The following is a 14,911-nucleotide window of genomic DNA, read 5'->3' as shown; positions in this document are numbered from 1 at the left end:
CGGGCAGGATGTTTCACGGCAATGTCAGCCTGGAGATCGCCGAGGGGCTCAAGCTGCTGCGTAAACGGATCGACACCGCTGGCATCCCGCCGTCGAAGCTCGACGAAACGCTCAATATCGCGACCTGGAACATTCGCGAGTTTGGCAAAAAGCGGCGGACTCAGGCGGCGATTCATTACATCGCCGAGATCATCGGCCAATTCGATCTGGTCGGCATCGTCGAGACGCGCGACAATCTGCAGGATTTGCAGCGAATCCTGCCGATATTAGGGCCGTATTGGGACGCGGTGTATTCGGACGCGATCACCGACGATGGCGGCAACAGCGAACGCATCTGCTACGTCTTCGACAGCCGCGCCTGCATTTTCAACGGGCTGGCAGCCGAGGCAAGTCCTCCGCGGGCGAAGCGCGGCACCGAGTATCTGAGCGATGCCAGCTGGTGGCGGGCACCCTATTATGCCTCGTTCCGGGCGGGCAATTACGACTTTATCGCGCTGACGGTGCATGTCCGCTGGGGCAACGGCATCGCCGCGCGCGCCGCCGAAATTCAGGGGCTGGCGAACTGGATCGACGGCAAGATCAAGGACAAGGCCCGCGAGGACATCGACTGGATCGTGATGGGCGATTTCAACATTCCCAGCCGGCAAAGCGCGACCTTTGCCGCCCTGACCTCGACCGGGCTCACCATCCCCAAGGCGCTGCTGAAGGACGAGTTCGGATCGAACCTCGCGCGCGACAAACGCTATGACCAGATCATGCACTTCGGGCATCATGGCGATGATTTCACGCTGGCCGGCGGGGTGCTCGATTTCTACGCCAGCGATCACAAGCCGCTGTTCCCTGACCTGACCAAGGACCAGTTCACCTATCAGCTATCGGATCACCTGCCCTTGTGGGTGCAGATCAATACCGACATCGACGGCGCGGTGCTCGACCAACTGATCCAGCGCAAGCGGGGGGTTTGACTTCCCCCGGATGCCACCCCTTCGCTAGCCGCCCGGCTTCATCAAATCGAGCACCGCCGCGGTCATCGCGATCGTGCCGGTGACGATCGCGGGTTCGGGCGCGACCTTGAATTCGGGGCTGTGGTGCGAGCCGATCTTGGGGCCGCCCGCCCTGGCCGCGTCGAGCGCCGCCTGCGGGGTGCCGCCGACCGCGAAATAATAGCCCTTCACCCCGCTATCGGGCTGGACGAAATAGGCGAAATCCTCGGCCCCCATGCCCGTCTGCCGGAACGGTTCGACATTTTCCTGGCCCAGCGCCTGCACCATCACCGCGTTGAGCCGCTCGGCCAGTGCCGAATCGTTGATCGTCGTCGGCGTACCCTCGATCACCTTGACCACGGGCATCTTGTCCGCCGCCATACCGTTAAGCTCGCCCACCCCGCGCGCCACGCGGCGGATGCCGTCGATCAGCCGCTTGCGTTCCTCCTCGCTATTGGCGCGCACCGTCACTTGCAGCCGTGCTTCGTCGGAGATGATATTGTGCTTCAGGCCCGCATTGAACGCGCCAACGGTGATGACGCCGGGCACCAAAGGCTGGCGCTCACGGCTGATCAGCCCCTGGAGCGCGATCACCAGTTGCGACGCCATGTAGATCGGATCCTTGCCCTGATGCGGGCTGGCACCGTGCGCGCCGATGCCGGGGACGGTGATGTCGATCGAATCGGACGAGGAATATTGGATGCCGGTCGATGCCGTCACCTTGCCCGAGCCAAGCTCGGCACCGACGTGCAGCGCGAGCGCATAATCGGGCTTGGGGAAGCGGGTGTAGAGCCCGTCGGCCACCATCGCGCGCGCGCCGCCGACGCGCTCTTCGGCGGGCTGGACGACGAACACGATCGTGCCCTGCCAGCGATCCTTCATCGCCGCGAGTCGCCGCGCAGTGCCCACCATCGAGGTGATGTGGGTATCATGGCCGCAGGCGTGCATCACCGGGGCCTCGACGCCGTCGACGCCGACCTGGCGCACCTTCGATGCGTTCGCCAGCCCCGATTTCTCCTCGACCGGCAGCCCGTCCATATCGGCGCGGATCATCACCACCGGGCCGTCGCCATTCTTCATGACGCCGACCACGCCGGTGCCGCCGACCTTTTCGGTCACGACGATGCCGGGGATCGCGCGCAATTCCTGCGCCATGCGGGCCGAGGTCTTCACCTCCTTGAACGACAATTCGGGGTTGCGGTGGAACCAGTCGAACAGGCTGGCGAGCTGCTTGTCGTAATCGGCGCGGACTGCGGGGGCGTAATCGGGCTCGGCGAGCGCCGGCGTGGCGGCGAGCGCGAGAAAGGCGGTGGCGGCGAGCAGATGGCGCATGTGGATTCCCCCGGGTGGTTGTGGGCCGAAGACTAGCGCGCGATCGCGATGTGTCGAGGGGCGGTGATTCGGCGAGTCGCGGGGGTGGCGAAGGCTCGGAAGGCTACAAAAGCTACACTACGTACCCCGTGGGTTGCCCTTTCCCGCGTGGTTGGAGCGCGATGCTGGTGGGGGGTGGGGAAGCGTGGTCATGGGGGGAGTGTATCGGGGCGAGGGTTTGTAGGACAGCGGGGGTTGGAGCCGCGCGCCGATATAGCGAAACGCGCTCGCGGCGAGCAATCTGGCCAGTCCACAGGGCAAGCAGCCGGCTTCCCAACGCCAGCGACTTTCGCGTCGTCGCAGGAAGCCCTGGGCTGTTATTCATCAGTTCCCGGACGAAGATCATCGTCGGAAACCTCATAGGCTAGAATATCACCCGGTTCACAGCCGAGGTAACGGCAAATCGCAGCGAGGGTGGAGAAGCGCACACCCTTCACCTTGCCCGACTTGAGCAACGACAGGTTTGATTCCGTAATGCCGATCGCTTCGGCCAATTCCTTGGACCGGACCTTGCGCCGGGCGAGCATCACATCGAGATTGACGACAACCGGCATCAGACAAAATCGGCCAGGTCACGTTCCGCGCGGACACCCGCCTCCAGCGCCCAAGCGGTTGCATAGGCTGCAATGGCGAGCAGCAACGCCGGCCCGGCAACGGTGAGGTCGATACCGATGAACCACGACGCTCCGCTCGGCGTGCCCGGGTACAGCAACATCGCCCGCAAACTGTCCGTCAACGGCTGTGCAATTGCCCAGAGTATCGCGGCAAACGCACCGCGTTTCAGCCAGGGGAGCGCGCGCGCCAGCACATGTTCGCCGCGCTCGCCAAGGCGACGCAGCGTCAACCCGACCGCCACAAACAGAAATATCAGAAATCCTTCATCGACCAGCGTGAGGGCTGCCAAACCGACATGCACCGACGGCCGCGCGACATAGGTCGCAAAGCGCGTTTCGGCGTCAGGATGGTTCAACAGCAGCGCCTGCTCCTTTTCCGGAAGGAGGCTCACGAGGTTGGTAGCCTGACGGCATCCATCTTCATCGCTGCACGACAATGACCATCCCGGGACGATAGCCTGCGCTGCCGCAGCCAATCCCCACAATGCCGCGACCAACAAGAATGCGACGCCCACACGACGGCAGACCCGCGCCTTGCCCGATGGGAGAAAATATTTCCCAGACACCTATTTCTTTCTGTTTGACGAAAATATATTACCCTCATACATCATTGACACCGATCGCGCGACAACCACCTTGAGGGGAATTACCATGGTGTACCGAAAGGGAGTCCTTGGCGCAGTGATCGCGCTCGCCTCCACATCAGCGGTGGCGCAAGAGCAGCTTTCCGACACGACGCAATGGGCGGGACCGGAAATTGCCATTGGCATAGTCGAACACGGCTCGAATTTTCACCCGCTGGGAGGAAAGCTGATATTCGACCTGCCCGAGCTGCCCGATGGCCAGATATATGAAGGCAGCGAGGAGGATGGAACGGTCGATATACAGCTGGTCTACCGCACCAGCCCCTTACGGTTTGCGTTGAAGCCGCGCCTGACAGGCAAAGTGCAGATCAACACCGCTGGACGCACCAGCTTTGCCAGCGTCGGTGCGGAATGGCGACAGCACATCCTGCAACAGCGGGTCTATGGCCAGATCGGCATCGGCCTCACAATCCATAACGGCTATCGCTTCACACCCGATCCATTCGAGCCTGGTCTAGCCATCGGTGAAGCGCTCCGGCGGTACGATATTTATCAGACACGCACCTCGTTCGGCTCGCAAGTGCTCTTCAATCCCAACGCATCCATCGGGGTACGATTAAACAGGCGTTGGGCGATCGAGGCGACGTGGGAGCATTTCAGCCACCGCCAGATGTTTTCCAGACAGAACCCGGGCATCGATAACCTGGGATTACGCCTGGTGCACATGTTCGGCCGAAAGCGATGATCCTCCTTGCGATGCTTTGCCTGATGCAGACGTCGCCGCCACCAGCGGCACCAGACGACATCATTGTCACCGGACAACGTGCGGAGCGGCTAAAGCGGCTGCGGATGACGACAAAGCTGGACCGTAAAACTGGCACCACCCATTGCGTCTACAAGCGGCGCAGCGGCGATCCTGCGTTGGATGATGCTGTCTGTAACGCCGTGCTCGCCTGTGTTCCAAAGGTGCGGACGATAGAGGAAATGCAGGCCTGCATCGCACCGACGATGAATGACTTGGCCGCCGAGGGTGTGCCTTGGCAGGTCAACGCGAAAAAAAGCGGTCGCTAAAACCCGGCGGCGCAACACCCCCGCCCCGCCCCCGCCCCGCCATTGTCCTCACCCGCCATCGCCCTCATATTGCGGAACATATGGCGATCCAGATCCGTACCAACCTGGCCGAACCCGATACCGGGCAGAGCTTTGTCCCCCATCGTCCCGCGCGCCCGCCCAAGGCGGAAGGGGGGCGGCCGTTCAAGCTGGTCAGCGAATATGAGCCGGCGGGGGATCAGCCTGCCGCGATCGCCGAATTGGTCGCGGCCAATCGCGCGAACGAGCGCGATCAGGTGCTGCTGGGGGTCACGGGTTCGGGCAAGACCTTCACCATGGCCAAGATGATCGAGGAATTGCAGCGCCCCGCGCTGATCCTTGCACCCAACAAGATCCTGGCGGCGCAGCTCTATGGCGAGTTCAAGTCGTTCTTCCCCGAGAACGCGGTCGAATATTTCGTCAGCTATTACGACTATTACCAGCCCGAGGCCTATGTGCCGCGATCGGACACCTATATCGAGAAGGAAAGCTCGACCAACGAGGCGATTGACCGGATGCGCCATTCGGCGACGCGGTCGCTGCTCGAACGCGACGACGTGCTGATCGTCGCGTCGGTATCGTGCATCTATGGCATCGGGTCGGTCGAAACCTATTCGGCGATGATCTTCGATTTGAAAAAGGGCCAGGTGGTCGACCAGCGCGAGATCATCCGCAAGCTGGTGGCGCTGCAATATAAGCGCAACGACGCGGCGTTTTCGCGCGGGGCGTTTCGCGTGCGCGGCGACAGCCTGGAGGTGTTCCCGTCGCATTATGACGACACCGCGTGGCGGATCAGCTTCTTTGGCGACGATATCGAGGAGATCGTCGAGTTCGATCCCTTGACCGGGGCGAAGGTAGCGAGCCTCAATTCGATCCGCATCTATGCCAACAGCCATTATGTGACGCCGGGGCCGACGCTGAAACAGGCGACCTTCGCGATCAAGCATGAGCTGGAAGAGCGGCTGAAGGAGCTGCATGCCGAGGGGCGGCTGCTGGAGGCGCAGCGGCTCGAGCAGCGGACGCATTTCGATCTCGAGATGATCGCCGCCACCGGATCTTGCGCGGGGATCGAAAATTACAGCCGCTTCCTGACCGGACGGATGCCCGGCGAGCCGCCGCCCACGCTCTTCGAATATCTGCCCGAGAATGCGCTGCTGTTCGTCGATGAGAGCCACCAGACGATCGGCCAGATCAACGCGATGGCGCGCGGCGATCACCGGCGCAAGATCACGCTGGCCGAATATGGCTTTCGCCTGCCAAGCTGCATCGACAATCGCCCGCTTCGCTTCAACGAATGGGACGCGATGCGGCCGCAGACGGTGTGCGTGTCGGCGACGCCGGGCGGGTGGGAGATGGAGCAGACCGGCGGCGTGTTCGTCGAGCAGGTCATCCGCCCCACCGGCCTCATCGACCCGCCGGTCGAGATCAAGCCGGTCGAGGAGCAGGTGCAGGACCTGATCGTCGAGGCCAAGAAGACGACCGAGGCGGGATATCGCACGCTGGTGACGGTGCTGACCAAGCGAATGGCCGAGGATCTGACCGAATATATGCACGAGGCGGGCTTGAAGGTCCGCTACATGCATTCGGACGTCGAGACGCTCGAGCGGATCGAGCTGATCCGCGATTTGCGGCTGGGGGTGTATGACGTGCTGGTGGGGATCAACCTGCTGCGCGAGGGATTGGACATCCCCGAATGCGGGCTGGTGGCGATCCTCGATGCCGACAAGGAAGGGTTCCTGCGATCGGAGACGTCGCTGATCCAGACGATCGGGCGCGCGGCGCGCAACGTCGACGGGCGGGTGATCCTCTATGCCGACCGGATCACCGGCAGCATGGAGCGCGCGCTCAACGAAACCGATCGCCGGCGCGAGAAGCAGGTGATCTACAACACCGCGCACGGCATCACCCCGACGACGATCAAGCGCAACATCGGCGACATCATCGCGCATGTCGCATCGAAGGACGGCGTACTGATCGAGATCGACGAGAACCGCCCGCACATGGTGGGGCATAATCTGCGCGCTTATATCGAGGATCTCGAAAAGCAGATGCGCAAGGCGGCGTCGGACCTGGAGTTCGAGACCGCCGGGCGGCTACGCGACGAAATCCGCAGCCTGGAGGCCGAGGAACTGGGGCTGGCCGATCACCAGAAGAAGGCACCGATCATGGGTCGATCGAACGAAGGCAAGCCTGGGACTCGCAAGACGCGGTACGGGAAGCAGGCGAAGACCAAGGCGGGGTTGCCGGGCCAGGGGCGGCGTTGACGGATAGTGCGTATAGCACTATAGCCCGTTGCGTTCGGAAGGCGCTATGCAGATTGACATTGATTTTGAGGTGTTCAAAGCGCTCACCGTAAGGCGCGCAAACGAAGAACATAGTTACAACGAGGTGCTTCGGTCGCTGTTGGGCTTAGATGATGAAGTCTCGCCCGATGACCTTGCTGCAGCCCCTCCCGCTAATAAGGTTGTTGTCACCGCAAAGCGCCGCAGGCCTATCAACCTTGGATCTGATAAAAAGCCGTTCGTTACGCGGTACGGTGACCTTCCGCATGGAACCTGCTTACGCGCGATCTACCAAGGACAAAGATACACCGCATCTATCGATGATGGCCGATGGGTCGCCGAAGACGGGACGGAGCACGCAAGTCCATCAGGTGCAGCCGGAGCTATCACCGGCACAAACGTCAACGGATTGCGGTTCTGGCGCGCGAAACGGCCGAACGACACGGAATGGCAAAGGCTTGACGTTCTGCTGGCTTTATCAAAATGATCCACGCCTTCGCCGATCCCGAAACCGAGCGCATCCATCTCGGCGGGCGCAGTCGCAAGTTGCCGCCTGACATCCAGCAAACCGCGCGCCGCAAGCTGCGGATGCTCGACGCTGCCGATCGGCTCGAGGATTTGCGCGTCCCGCCCGGAAATCGGCTCGAACAGTTGAACAATCACACGCCGCCGCGATATAGCATTCGTATCAACGACCAGTGGCGGATCACCTTCCGCTGGCGGGACGGAGGCGCGGACGATGTCCGGATCGAGGATTACCATCGCGGATGAAGACCGGTTGGACAATGTCCACCCTGGCGACGTACTGCGCGAGGACTTCCTGATCGGGTCGGACATTCCGCTGGGCGAAGTGGCTGCGGGCACCGGGATCGATTACCAGATACTGGATGCACTGCTGGCGGCGACGCGCGCGGTCGATGCCGCGATCGACGCGCGGCTTACGCGCTATCTCCAGATGTCCGAGGGGTTTTTTCTGCGGTTGCAGAACAGCTATGACCTTGAGGAAGTGCGCCGCCGCGAAGGTGCCGAGATTGATCGGATCGTGCCGCGCGTGGCATAGGCGTGGTTTTTTACTGCAACTAGCCGTGCGAAATGCCGTCCTAGGCGCGGCAGCACCGATGGGGCGGGCTATTATTCTCGGGTTCCATTGCGTTAGCTTCGCATCATAGCCAGATCGCGATTGCCGCGCCGAGCTTGTGCGCGGAGCCAGGGGGATTTTTGCACGGCACCACTTCGCCATCGGATTCGACGCTGTTTGACGAAGCCACCCGCCGTGCCGCGATTGTTGCCCATGACCTGGTCACGTTCGAGGGCGATGAACGGTTCGACACGATCACCAGCTTCGCAGCAGCGCTGACCGATGCGCCGATCGCGATGGTCACGCTGATCGACGAGCATAGCCAGCGGCATTTGTCGAAAACCGGCAACGATATGTCGGGCGCGCCGCGATCGACGTCGCTATGCGCCGAGGCGATCAAGGGGACGGGCGTTTTCGTCGTCCCCGATACCAACAGCGACCCGCGCTATGCCGATTATCCGGTCGCCACCGGCGATCCGCAATTGCGATTCTATGCCGGCGCGCCGCTGTTGACCGCCGAGGGGGTGCCGCTGGGGGCGCTGTGCGTGCTCGATACCGTGCCGCGTGCCGGGCTGACGCCGCTCCAGGCGCAGGGGCTGACGACCCTGGCCGCCAGCGTCGCGGCGATCCTACATACCCGCCGCGAGAACAAGGCGCTGCGCGAAAGCGAGGCGCGGCTTCGTTCGCTGGCCGACGCGCTGCCGCATCTGGTGTGGGCTTCGGACCCCGAGGGCATTCCCCTGTGGATCAACCAGCGCTGGATCGAGGCGACCGGACGCACGATCGCCCTCGATCGGCCCGAGGCGTTTCTGAGCGTGGTCCATCCCGACGATCATGCACTGATCGCCGGGCGTTGGAAAAAAGCCAGGGCGACGGGCGAGGCATTTGAATGCGAGTTGCGGATCATCAACGCCGCCGGCGAGCCGCGCTGGGCGGTGATCCGGTCGGTGCCGTTTCACGACGATAGCGGCCAGGTGATCAACTGGTTCGGCACCGCGACCGATACGCATGGCTATCGCCTGGCGATCGAGGAGCGCGAGCTGATCTCGAATGAACTCAGCCATCGGATCAAGAATATCTTCGCGGTGGTATCGGGGCTGATCCACGCGGCATCGCGCGGGGTGGACCAGGGAGCGGCGCTGCCCGCCAGCTTGCTGGACCGCGTGGCGGCGCTGGGCCGGGCGCATGATTTCGTGCGGCCGCGCGGGGCCGATGGCGATGGCGCGCCGGTGACGCTGCACGGGCTGCTGGCCACCTTGTTCGAGCCGTATCGGATCGGCGAAGCGCCGCGCGTGCGCGTATCGGGAGCGAACCCGCCGATCGACGATCGCGCGACCACGCCGCTGTCGCTAATCTATCATGAGCTGGCTACCAACGCCGCCAAATATGGTGCGCTGTCGGGGCATGATGGCTGGGTGACGCTCGACTGTATCGCGGGTGATGACGGCACGTTCGAGCTGCTGTGGCGCGAGCAGGGCGGGCCGCCGATCGGGGCGGGCGATCGCCCGGCGGGGTTCGGATCGAAGCTGATCGAAACCAGCGCCATCCGCCAATTGGGCGGCACGCTCGAGCGCGTCTGGCATGACGGCGGGCTGGAAGTGCGGCTGGTGCTGCCTGGCGGGGCGCTGGGGCCGGCTTGAAGCGCGGGCCACACGCAAGTGGTAAAGCCTGAGGGCTTTATACTGATGCATTCCCGTCGTCATTCCCGCAAAGGCGGGAATCCATGAGCGAGGCTGTGCCTATGGATTCCCGCCTTCGCGGGAATGACGAAGAGGCCAGGCCGCCGCAGCGCTGCGGCGGCCCAGATTTAGGTTCAGGCCAGTTCGGCCTTCAGCGCGTCGATCAGGTCGGTGCGCTCCCAGGTGAAGAAATCACCCTCTGCCTTGCGACCGAAATGGCCATAGGCTGCGGTCTTGCGATAGATCGGCTTGTTGAGGCCGAGATGGGTGCGGATGCCGCGCGGGGTGAGACCGCCGAGCGCCTCGATCCGGCCGATCGCCGCTTCGAGCACATCGTCGCCGACGGTGCCGGTGCCGTGGGTATCGACATAGAGCGACAGCGGCTTGGCCACACCGATCGCATAGGCGAGCTGGATGGTGCAGCGCTGCGCGAGGCCAGCCGCGACGATGTTCTTGGCGAGATAGCGGGTGATGTACGCTGCCGAGCGATCGACCTTGGTCGGATCCTTGCCGCTGAACGCGCCGCCGCCATGCGGGCTGGCACCGCCATAGGTGTCGACGATGATCTTGCGCCCGGTGAGGCCGGCGTCGCCGTCAGGGCCGCCAATTTCGAAGCTGCCGGTGGGGTTGATGTGATAGACGGTCTCGTCCGACAGCAATTCGGCGGGGATCACCTGCGCGACCACCGACTTCACATAGGCGTGAAGCTCGGCTTCCTTCGCGCCGGTGTCATAGCCCGGCGCGTGCTGAGTCGACACGACGATCGCGGTGCAGGCGACCGGCGTGCTGCCCTCGTAGCGAAGCGTGACCTGGCTCTTGGCGTCGGGCTCGAGGAAGGGTGCCTTTTTCGAGTGGCGATCGGCGGCCATCTGCTCGAGGATCTTGTGGCTGTAGTACAGCGTCGCCGGCATCAGATCGGGGGTATCGTTGGCGGCATAGCCGAACATGATCCCCTGATCGCCCGCGCCTTCGTCCTTTTCGCCGCTGGCATCGACGCCCTGCGCGATATGCGCCGACTGGCCGTGCAGGTTGTTTTCAAAGCGGAAGGTCTTCCAGTGGAACCCCTCCTGCTCATAGCCGATTTCACGGACGGTGTTGCGCACCGTGCGCTCGATCTCTTCCAGCGCGCCATCGGCCCATTTGCCGTCTTCATACACGCCCTTGCAGCGGATTTCGCCCGCCAGCACGACGAGCTGGGTCGTCGTCATCGTCTCGCAGGCGATCCGCGCCTCGGGATCCTTCGACAGGAACAGATCGACGATCGCGTCCGAAATCTGGTCGGCAACCTTGTCGGGATGGCCTTCGGAAACCGATTCGGAGGTAAAAAGATAGTTGGCGCGCATGCAGTTCCTCAATCGTCTGACCGGCCCAGAGGGCGGGACTTCAAGATATAAAGCTATCGTTATATCCGCCTTTAACGCTCCCGCCGCCGAATGGCAATCGCGACCAGCAGCAGCAGCCCGGCGACCAGGAACGCCATCGCATTGCCGACGCGCGCGAAGAGTGTCGGCGGCAGCGGGCGCGGCATCGGCACTTCGGCTGCCCCTGCGGTCTGGTGCGGCACGCTGGCGAGCAGCCGGCCTTGCGCGTCGATCACCGCCGAAATCCCGGTGGGGGTGGAGCGCAGGATCGGCAGCCCCTCTTCGATCGCGCGCATCCGCGCCTGCGCCAGATGCTGTGGCGGCCCCCAGCGCCCGAACCACGAATCGTTCGAGGGGTTGAACAGGATGTCGGGGCGGTTGGCGCGATCGACGACCTGCCCCGAAAAGATGATCTCATAGCAGATCTGCATCCCGACATTGCCGAAGCCCGGCACCGTCAGGCTGCGCGGGCCCGGCCCCGAGAGATAATCGATCTCCCCCTGCACCAGCCGCGCCAGGCCGAGCGGGGCAAGCAGATCGCGCAGCGGCAGATATTCGCCATAAGGCACCAGATGCGCCTTGTCGTAGCGCCGGGGGCCGAGCGCGCCGTCCGGCCCGATCGCATAGATGCTGTTGCCGATATTGGTCAGTTCACCGCTGGGATCGAAGTCCAGTGCGGTCGAGCCGACCAGCGCGATGTCACGCGGGCCAAGCGTCGAGGCGATGGCGGCGCGGATGTCGGCGGGTTGCCCCTTCCAATACCATTCGGGCGGATAGCCATGTTCGAGGAAGTAATTCACCGCGCCTTCGGGCCATACCACCAATCGCGGATAGGGCTGTGGCCCGCCCGATTGCGCGATCATCGCCGCGAGCAATTTCGGTTCGAAATCGCCGTCGTTCATCGCCTCCTGCCCGATATTGGGCTGAACGACGCGCACGCGCGGGGCATCGGGGCCGTCGAGCGCGGGGGGCGGTTGCTGCCACGCGACCAATGCGGCGAGCGCGACCGTGGCGACGGCGGCGGCGGGCATCCGCCAGCGGCGATGGCCAAGCAGCAGCAGCGCGCCCGCCAGCACGACGGTAACCCCCGACAGTGCATAGGTGCCGATCAGCGCGGCGATCTGCGCGATGCCGATCAGCGGCATCCACGCGACGCCGATCGGGTTCCAGGCATAGCCGGTGAACATCGTTGCGCGCAGCCATTCGGTGACGATCCATGCGGCGGCGAACACCAGCACATAGCTGCCGCCGGGCGGGGTCGCGGCATCGCCCACCGCGCGCGGCGATGCCAGCCGCCAGGCAAGCCCCGCCGCCATCATCGGATAGATGGCGAGATACACCGCGAGCAGCACGACCGCGATATAGCCAAGCTGCGGCGGCATCTTGTCCTGAAAATCAAAGGCGTGCTGGATCCAGTTGCCGTTGACGGTGAAATGGCCCAGCCCGAACATCCAGCCACGCCACAATGCCGCGCGCATCGTGGGGGCTTCGTGGACCAGCCAGAGCAGGATCGCGAGGCCGATCAGCGTGAGCGGGAACAGGTTTAGCGGGGCGAAGCCGGTCGCTGCGATCGCGCCGGTGACGAGTAGGGTGAGCGAAATCCCCCTCCCGCTTGCGGGAGGGGTTAGGGGTGGGGCCGTCCACGGGCGGCGCACTTCGCTTCTTTCAGGCCCACCCCCGGCCCCTCCCGCAAGCGGGAGGGGGGAAGAAGGGCCATTCACGCCGCCTTCTCCGCCCCCAATTGCCACAGCACAAAGGCATTCTCTTCCGCCGCCTCGCGCAAACTCTCCCAGCGGCCCGATTTGCCGCCATGCCCTGCCCCCATATTGGTCTTGAGCACCAGCACATGGTCGTCGGTCTTGGTCGCGCGCAGTTTCGCGGCGAATTTTGCGGGCTCCCAATAGGTCACGCGCGGATCGTTGAGGCCGCCGCCGATCCACATCGGCGGATAGGACTGCGGCTTGATGTTGTCGTAGGGCGAATAGCTGCGGATCAGCTCGAACGCTGCCTTGTCCTCGATCGGATTGCCCCATTCGGGCCATTCGCCCGGCGTGAGCGGCAGGCTGGCGTCCATCATCGTGTTGAGCACGTCGACGAACGGCACGTCGGCGACGACCACGCCCCACAGATCGGGGTCCGAATTGGCGACCGCGCCCATCAGCTCGCCCCCCGCCGAACGCCCGGCGATCGCGATATTGCCGGGCGCGGTGAAGCCCAGCTCGATCAGCCCCTTGGCGACATCGACGAAGTCGTCGAAGGTGTTGGCGCGTTTTTCGAGCTTGCCGTCGAGATACCATTGCTGGCCCAGGTCATCGCCGCCGCGGATATGCGCGATGGCGAAGGCGACGCCGCGATCGAGGAACGACATCCGGCTGGTCGAAAAGCCCGGCGGCACCGCATAGCCATAGGCGCCATAGGCATAGAGATAGAGCTTGCCGGTGCCGTCGCGCGGGAAATCGGCGGGATAGACGATCGAGCAGGGCACCTGCGTCCCGTCGCGCGCGGTGATCTTGAGGCGTTCGGTGGCGTATTTCGCCGGATCATAGCCGCTGGGGATTTCCTGAACCTTGAGCGTGGTCAGGCCGCCGCTGGCGATGTCGTAATCATACACGGTCCCCGGCGTGACCATCGATTCATAGCCCAGACGAAGCATCTGCACATCATATTCGGGATTGTCGCCGACGCCCGCGACATAGCTTGCCTCAGGGAAGGGAATCCGCGTCGGCTCGCTGCCGTCATAGCGGTGGATCTCGATCACATCGAGGCCGTCCTCGCGCCCCTCGACCACGAAGAAACCCGCGAAACATTCGATGCCGGTCATATAGAAGTCGCGGCTGGGCGCGATCCGTTCGGTCCATTCGGCGGGTGCCTCGATCGAGGCGGTGACCAGCCGGAAATTGGGATCGGTATCGTTGGTGTGGATGAACAACATGCCGTCATGCTCGTCGACATCATATTCGCGGCCGACCTGGCGCGGCGCAACCAGTTGCAGCGGCGCGGTGGGGTCGGTGGCGGGGAGCAGATAGACTTCGCTGGTCACATGATCGCCGGTGGCGATGACGATGAAGCGGCGCGACTGAGTCTCGCCAACGCCGACGCGAAAGCCTTCATCGGCTTCGTGGAACAGCATCGTGTCTTCGGCCCCGCCCAGCCGGTGCAGCATCACCCGATCGGTGCGCCATTGGTCGTTCGCCGGCGTGTAGAGGAATCCGCGCGAATCGGCGGTCCAGATCAGTTCGCCCAGCGTCCCCTCAATCACGTCGGGCAGATGCTCGCCGGTTGTGAGATCCTGCACCCGCGCCACGAAGCGTTCGGAGCCATTATCGTCGATCGCATAGGCCATCAGCCGCGCATCGGGGCTGATCGAGAGCGCGCCGAGACGGAAATATTCCTTGCCCGCCGCCAGCGCGGGTTCGTCGAGGAACAGGTGCGGCTCGCCGCCCGCGACGGGCTTGCGCCACCAGCGCCGATATTCGCCGCCTTCCTCGTGATCGGTCCAATAGAGCCAGTCGCCGTCCTTTTGCGGCACGGTCGATTCATCTTCCTTGATGCGCGCGCGCATCTCGGCGAACAGCGTGTCGGCGAGCGGCTTCAGCGGCGCCATCACCGCATCGTGATAGGCATTTTCGGCCTCGAGATAGGCGAGGACATCCTTGTCGGTGACTTGCGGATAGCCGGGGTCTTTGAGCCAGGCGAAGCTGTCGTCGATGGTGTGGCCGTGCGCGGTGAAGCTGTGCGGGCGCTGCGGGGCGATGGGCGGCGTGGGGAGATCGGTCATGCAAGGGCCATAGCGCGGGCGGGGGAGAAGAAGAAAGGCCCTGGGCTTGGGCGTGGGCTTCGGAAGAAGAAGGCCCTCACCCAACCCTCTCC

14 protein-coding genes are annotated in these 14,911 nt (G+C 63.8%); 8 read left to right on the top strand and 6 right to left on the bottom strand.

All coding sequences use genetic code 11. The annotated features are described in order from the left end of the window. Positions 1-8: 8 nt before the first annotated feature. Positions 9-965 carry an endonuclease/exonuclease/phosphatase family protein gene (locus QU44_RS13960; protein ID WP_033922978.1) on the top strand — a complete coding sequence of 319 codons (957 nt, stop codon included), beginning with the start codon at positions 9-11 and terminating at the stop codon, positions 963-965. A 24-nt stretch (positions 966-989) separates the two neighbouring features. Here the strand turns inward: QU44_RS13960 and QU44_RS13955 are convergent, their stop codons facing one another. The 3 genes from QU44_RS13955 to QU44_RS13945 all read right to left on the bottom strand — a co-directional run bounded on the left by QU44_RS13955 (position 990) and on the right by QU44_RS13945 (position 3,534). Beyond that, positions 990-2,315: an amidohydrolase gene (locus QU44_RS13955; RefSeq protein WP_033922977.1), complete on the bottom strand. Its 1,326-nt coding sequence runs from the start codon at positions 2,313-2,315 to the stop codon at positions 990-992. Between the two features lie 356 nt (positions 2,316-2,671). Beyond that, a complete protein-coding gene (locus tag QU44_RS13950; protein ID WP_033922976.1) occupies positions 2,672-2,908 on the bottom strand; it encodes a helix-turn-helix domain-containing protein in 237 nt (78 codons plus the stop codon). After that, on the bottom strand, positions 2,908-3,534 hold the full coding sequence (locus QU44_RS13945; protein WP_033922975.1) for a hypothetical protein: 627 nt from the start codon (positions 3,532-3,534) through the stop codon (positions 2,908-2,910). The genes QU44_RS13950 and QU44_RS13945 overlap by 1 nt, the downstream gene beginning before the upstream one ends. Positions 3,535-3,649: 115 nt before the next feature. Between QU44_RS13945 and QU44_RS13940 the strand changes: the two genes are divergently transcribed. The 7 genes from QU44_RS13940 (at position 3,650) to QU44_RS13915 (ending at position 9,641) form a co-directional block, all read left to right on the top strand. Next, positions 3,650-4,297, top strand: coding sequence for an acyloxyacyl hydrolase (locus QU44_RS13940; protein WP_231621751.1), 648 nt, complete (start codon positions 3,650-3,652; stop codon positions 4,295-4,297). Next, positions 4,294-4,623, top strand: a complete 330-nt coding sequence (locus tag QU44_RS13935) for a hypothetical protein (RefSeq protein ID WP_052134865.1) — start codon at positions 4,294-4,296, stop codon at positions 4,621-4,623. Before QU44_RS13940 ends, QU44_RS13935 begins: the two co-directional genes overlap by 4 nt. Positions 4,624-4,703: 80 nt before the next feature. Then, positions 4,704-6,905 (top strand): excinuclease ABC subunit UvrB, encoded by a 2,202-nt coding sequence (gene uvrB, locus QU44_RS13930; RefSeq protein ID WP_033922973.1) that lies wholly within the window; start codon positions 4,704-4,706, stop codon positions 6,903-6,905. Between the two features lie 46 nt (positions 6,906-6,951). Further along, complete coding sequence (locus tag QU44_RS17850; RefSeq protein ID WP_081988057.1) at positions 6,952-7,410, top strand: DUF4357 domain-containing protein; 459 nt, start codon at positions 6,952-6,954, stop codon at positions 7,408-7,410. Continuing rightward, positions 7,407-7,694: a type II toxin-antitoxin system RelE/ParE family toxin gene (locus tag QU44_RS13925; RefSeq protein WP_033922972.1), complete on the top strand. Its 288-nt coding sequence runs from the start codon at positions 7,407-7,409 to the stop codon at positions 7,692-7,694. Before QU44_RS17850 ends, QU44_RS13925 begins: the two co-directional genes overlap by 4 nt. Continuing rightward, entirely contained in the window at positions 7,663-7,983 is a 321-nt protein-coding gene (locus QU44_RS13920) for a HigA family addiction module antitoxin (protein WP_033922971.1), read from the top strand. Before QU44_RS13925 ends, QU44_RS13920 begins: the two co-directional genes overlap by 32 nt. Positions 7,984-8,141: 158 nt before the next feature. Next, positions 8,142-9,641, top strand: coding sequence for a GAF domain-containing protein (locus QU44_RS13915; RefSeq protein ID WP_156141200.1), 1,500 nt, complete (start codon positions 8,142-8,144; stop codon positions 9,639-9,641). 173 nt (positions 9,642-9,814) lie between these two features. Here the strand turns inward: QU44_RS13915 and metK are convergent, their stop codons facing one another. The 3 genes from metK to QU44_RS13900 all read right to left on the bottom strand — a co-directional run bounded on the left by metK (position 9,815) and on the right by QU44_RS13900 (position 14,819). Further along, complete coding sequence (metK, locus tag QU44_RS13910; RefSeq protein ID WP_033922970.1) at positions 9,815-11,023, bottom strand: methionine adenosyltransferase; 1,209 nt, start codon at positions 11,021-11,023, stop codon at positions 9,815-9,817. Positions 11,024-11,094: 71 nt separating this feature from the next. Beyond that, positions 11,095-12,696, bottom strand: coding sequence for an apolipoprotein N-acyltransferase (lnt, locus tag QU44_RS13905; RefSeq protein ID WP_443018092.1), 1,602 nt, complete (start codon positions 12,694-12,696; stop codon positions 11,095-11,097). Between the two features lie 62 nt (positions 12,697-12,758). Continuing rightward, the gene (locus QU44_RS13900; RefSeq protein WP_033922969.1) at positions 12,759-14,819 is read right to left on the bottom strand and encodes a S9 family peptidase; all 2,061 of its coding nucleotides are present in this window, start codon (positions 14,817-14,819) and stop codon (positions 12,759-12,761) included. Positions 14,820-14,911: the final 92 nt, after the last annotated feature.

The organism is Sphingomonas sp. 37zxx (assembly GCF_000786205.1).
In the GTDB taxonomy this organism is placed as follows: domain Bacteria; phylum Pseudomonadota; class Alphaproteobacteria; order Sphingomonadales; family Sphingomonadaceae; genus Sphingomonas.
Note: the sequence above shows the minus strand (reverse complement) of the source record. Positions and strands in the feature narration are given on the sequence as shown.

What these genes read in the sequence shown, in the direction of transcription:
- QU44_RS13960 (WP_033922978.1), top strand. Translation starts at nt 9, where the DNA reads ATGTTTCACGGCAATGTCAGCCTGGAGATCGCCGAGGGGCTCAAGCTG.
- QU44_RS13955 (WP_033922977.1), bottom strand. Translation starts at nt 2,315, where the DNA reads ATGCGCCATCTGCTCGCCGCCACCGCCTTTCTCGCGCTCGCCGCCACG.
- QU44_RS13950 (WP_033922976.1), bottom strand. Translation starts at nt 2,908, where the DNA reads ATGCCGGTTGTCGTCAATCTCGATGTGATGCTCGCCCGGCGCAAGGTC.
- QU44_RS13935 (WP_052134865.1), top strand. Translation starts at nt 4,294, where the DNA reads ATGATCCTCCTTGCGATGCTTTGCCTGATGCAGACGTCGCCGCCACCA.
- uvrB (WP_033922973.1), top strand. Translation starts at nt 4,704, where the DNA reads ATGGCGATCCAGATCCGTACCAACCTGGCCGAACCCGATACCGGGCAG.
- QU44_RS17850 (WP_081988057.1), top strand. Translation starts at nt 6,952, where the DNA reads ATGCAGATTGACATTGATTTTGAGGTGTTCAAAGCGCTCACCGTAAGG.
- QU44_RS13925 (WP_033922972.1), top strand. Translation starts at nt 7,407, where the DNA reads ATGATCCACGCCTTCGCCGATCCCGAAACCGAGCGCATCCATCTCGGC.
- QU44_RS13920 (WP_033922971.1), top strand. Translation starts at nt 7,663, where the DNA reads ATGTCCGGATCGAGGATTACCATCGCGGATGAAGACCGGTTGGACAAT.
- metK (WP_033922970.1), bottom strand. Translation starts at nt 11,023, where the DNA reads ATGCGCGCCAACTATCTTTTTACCTCCGAATCGGTTTCCGAAGGCCAT.
- QU44_RS13900 (WP_033922969.1), bottom strand. Translation starts at nt 14,819, where the DNA reads ATGACCGATCTCCCCACGCCGCCCATCGCCCCGCAGCGCCCGCACAGC.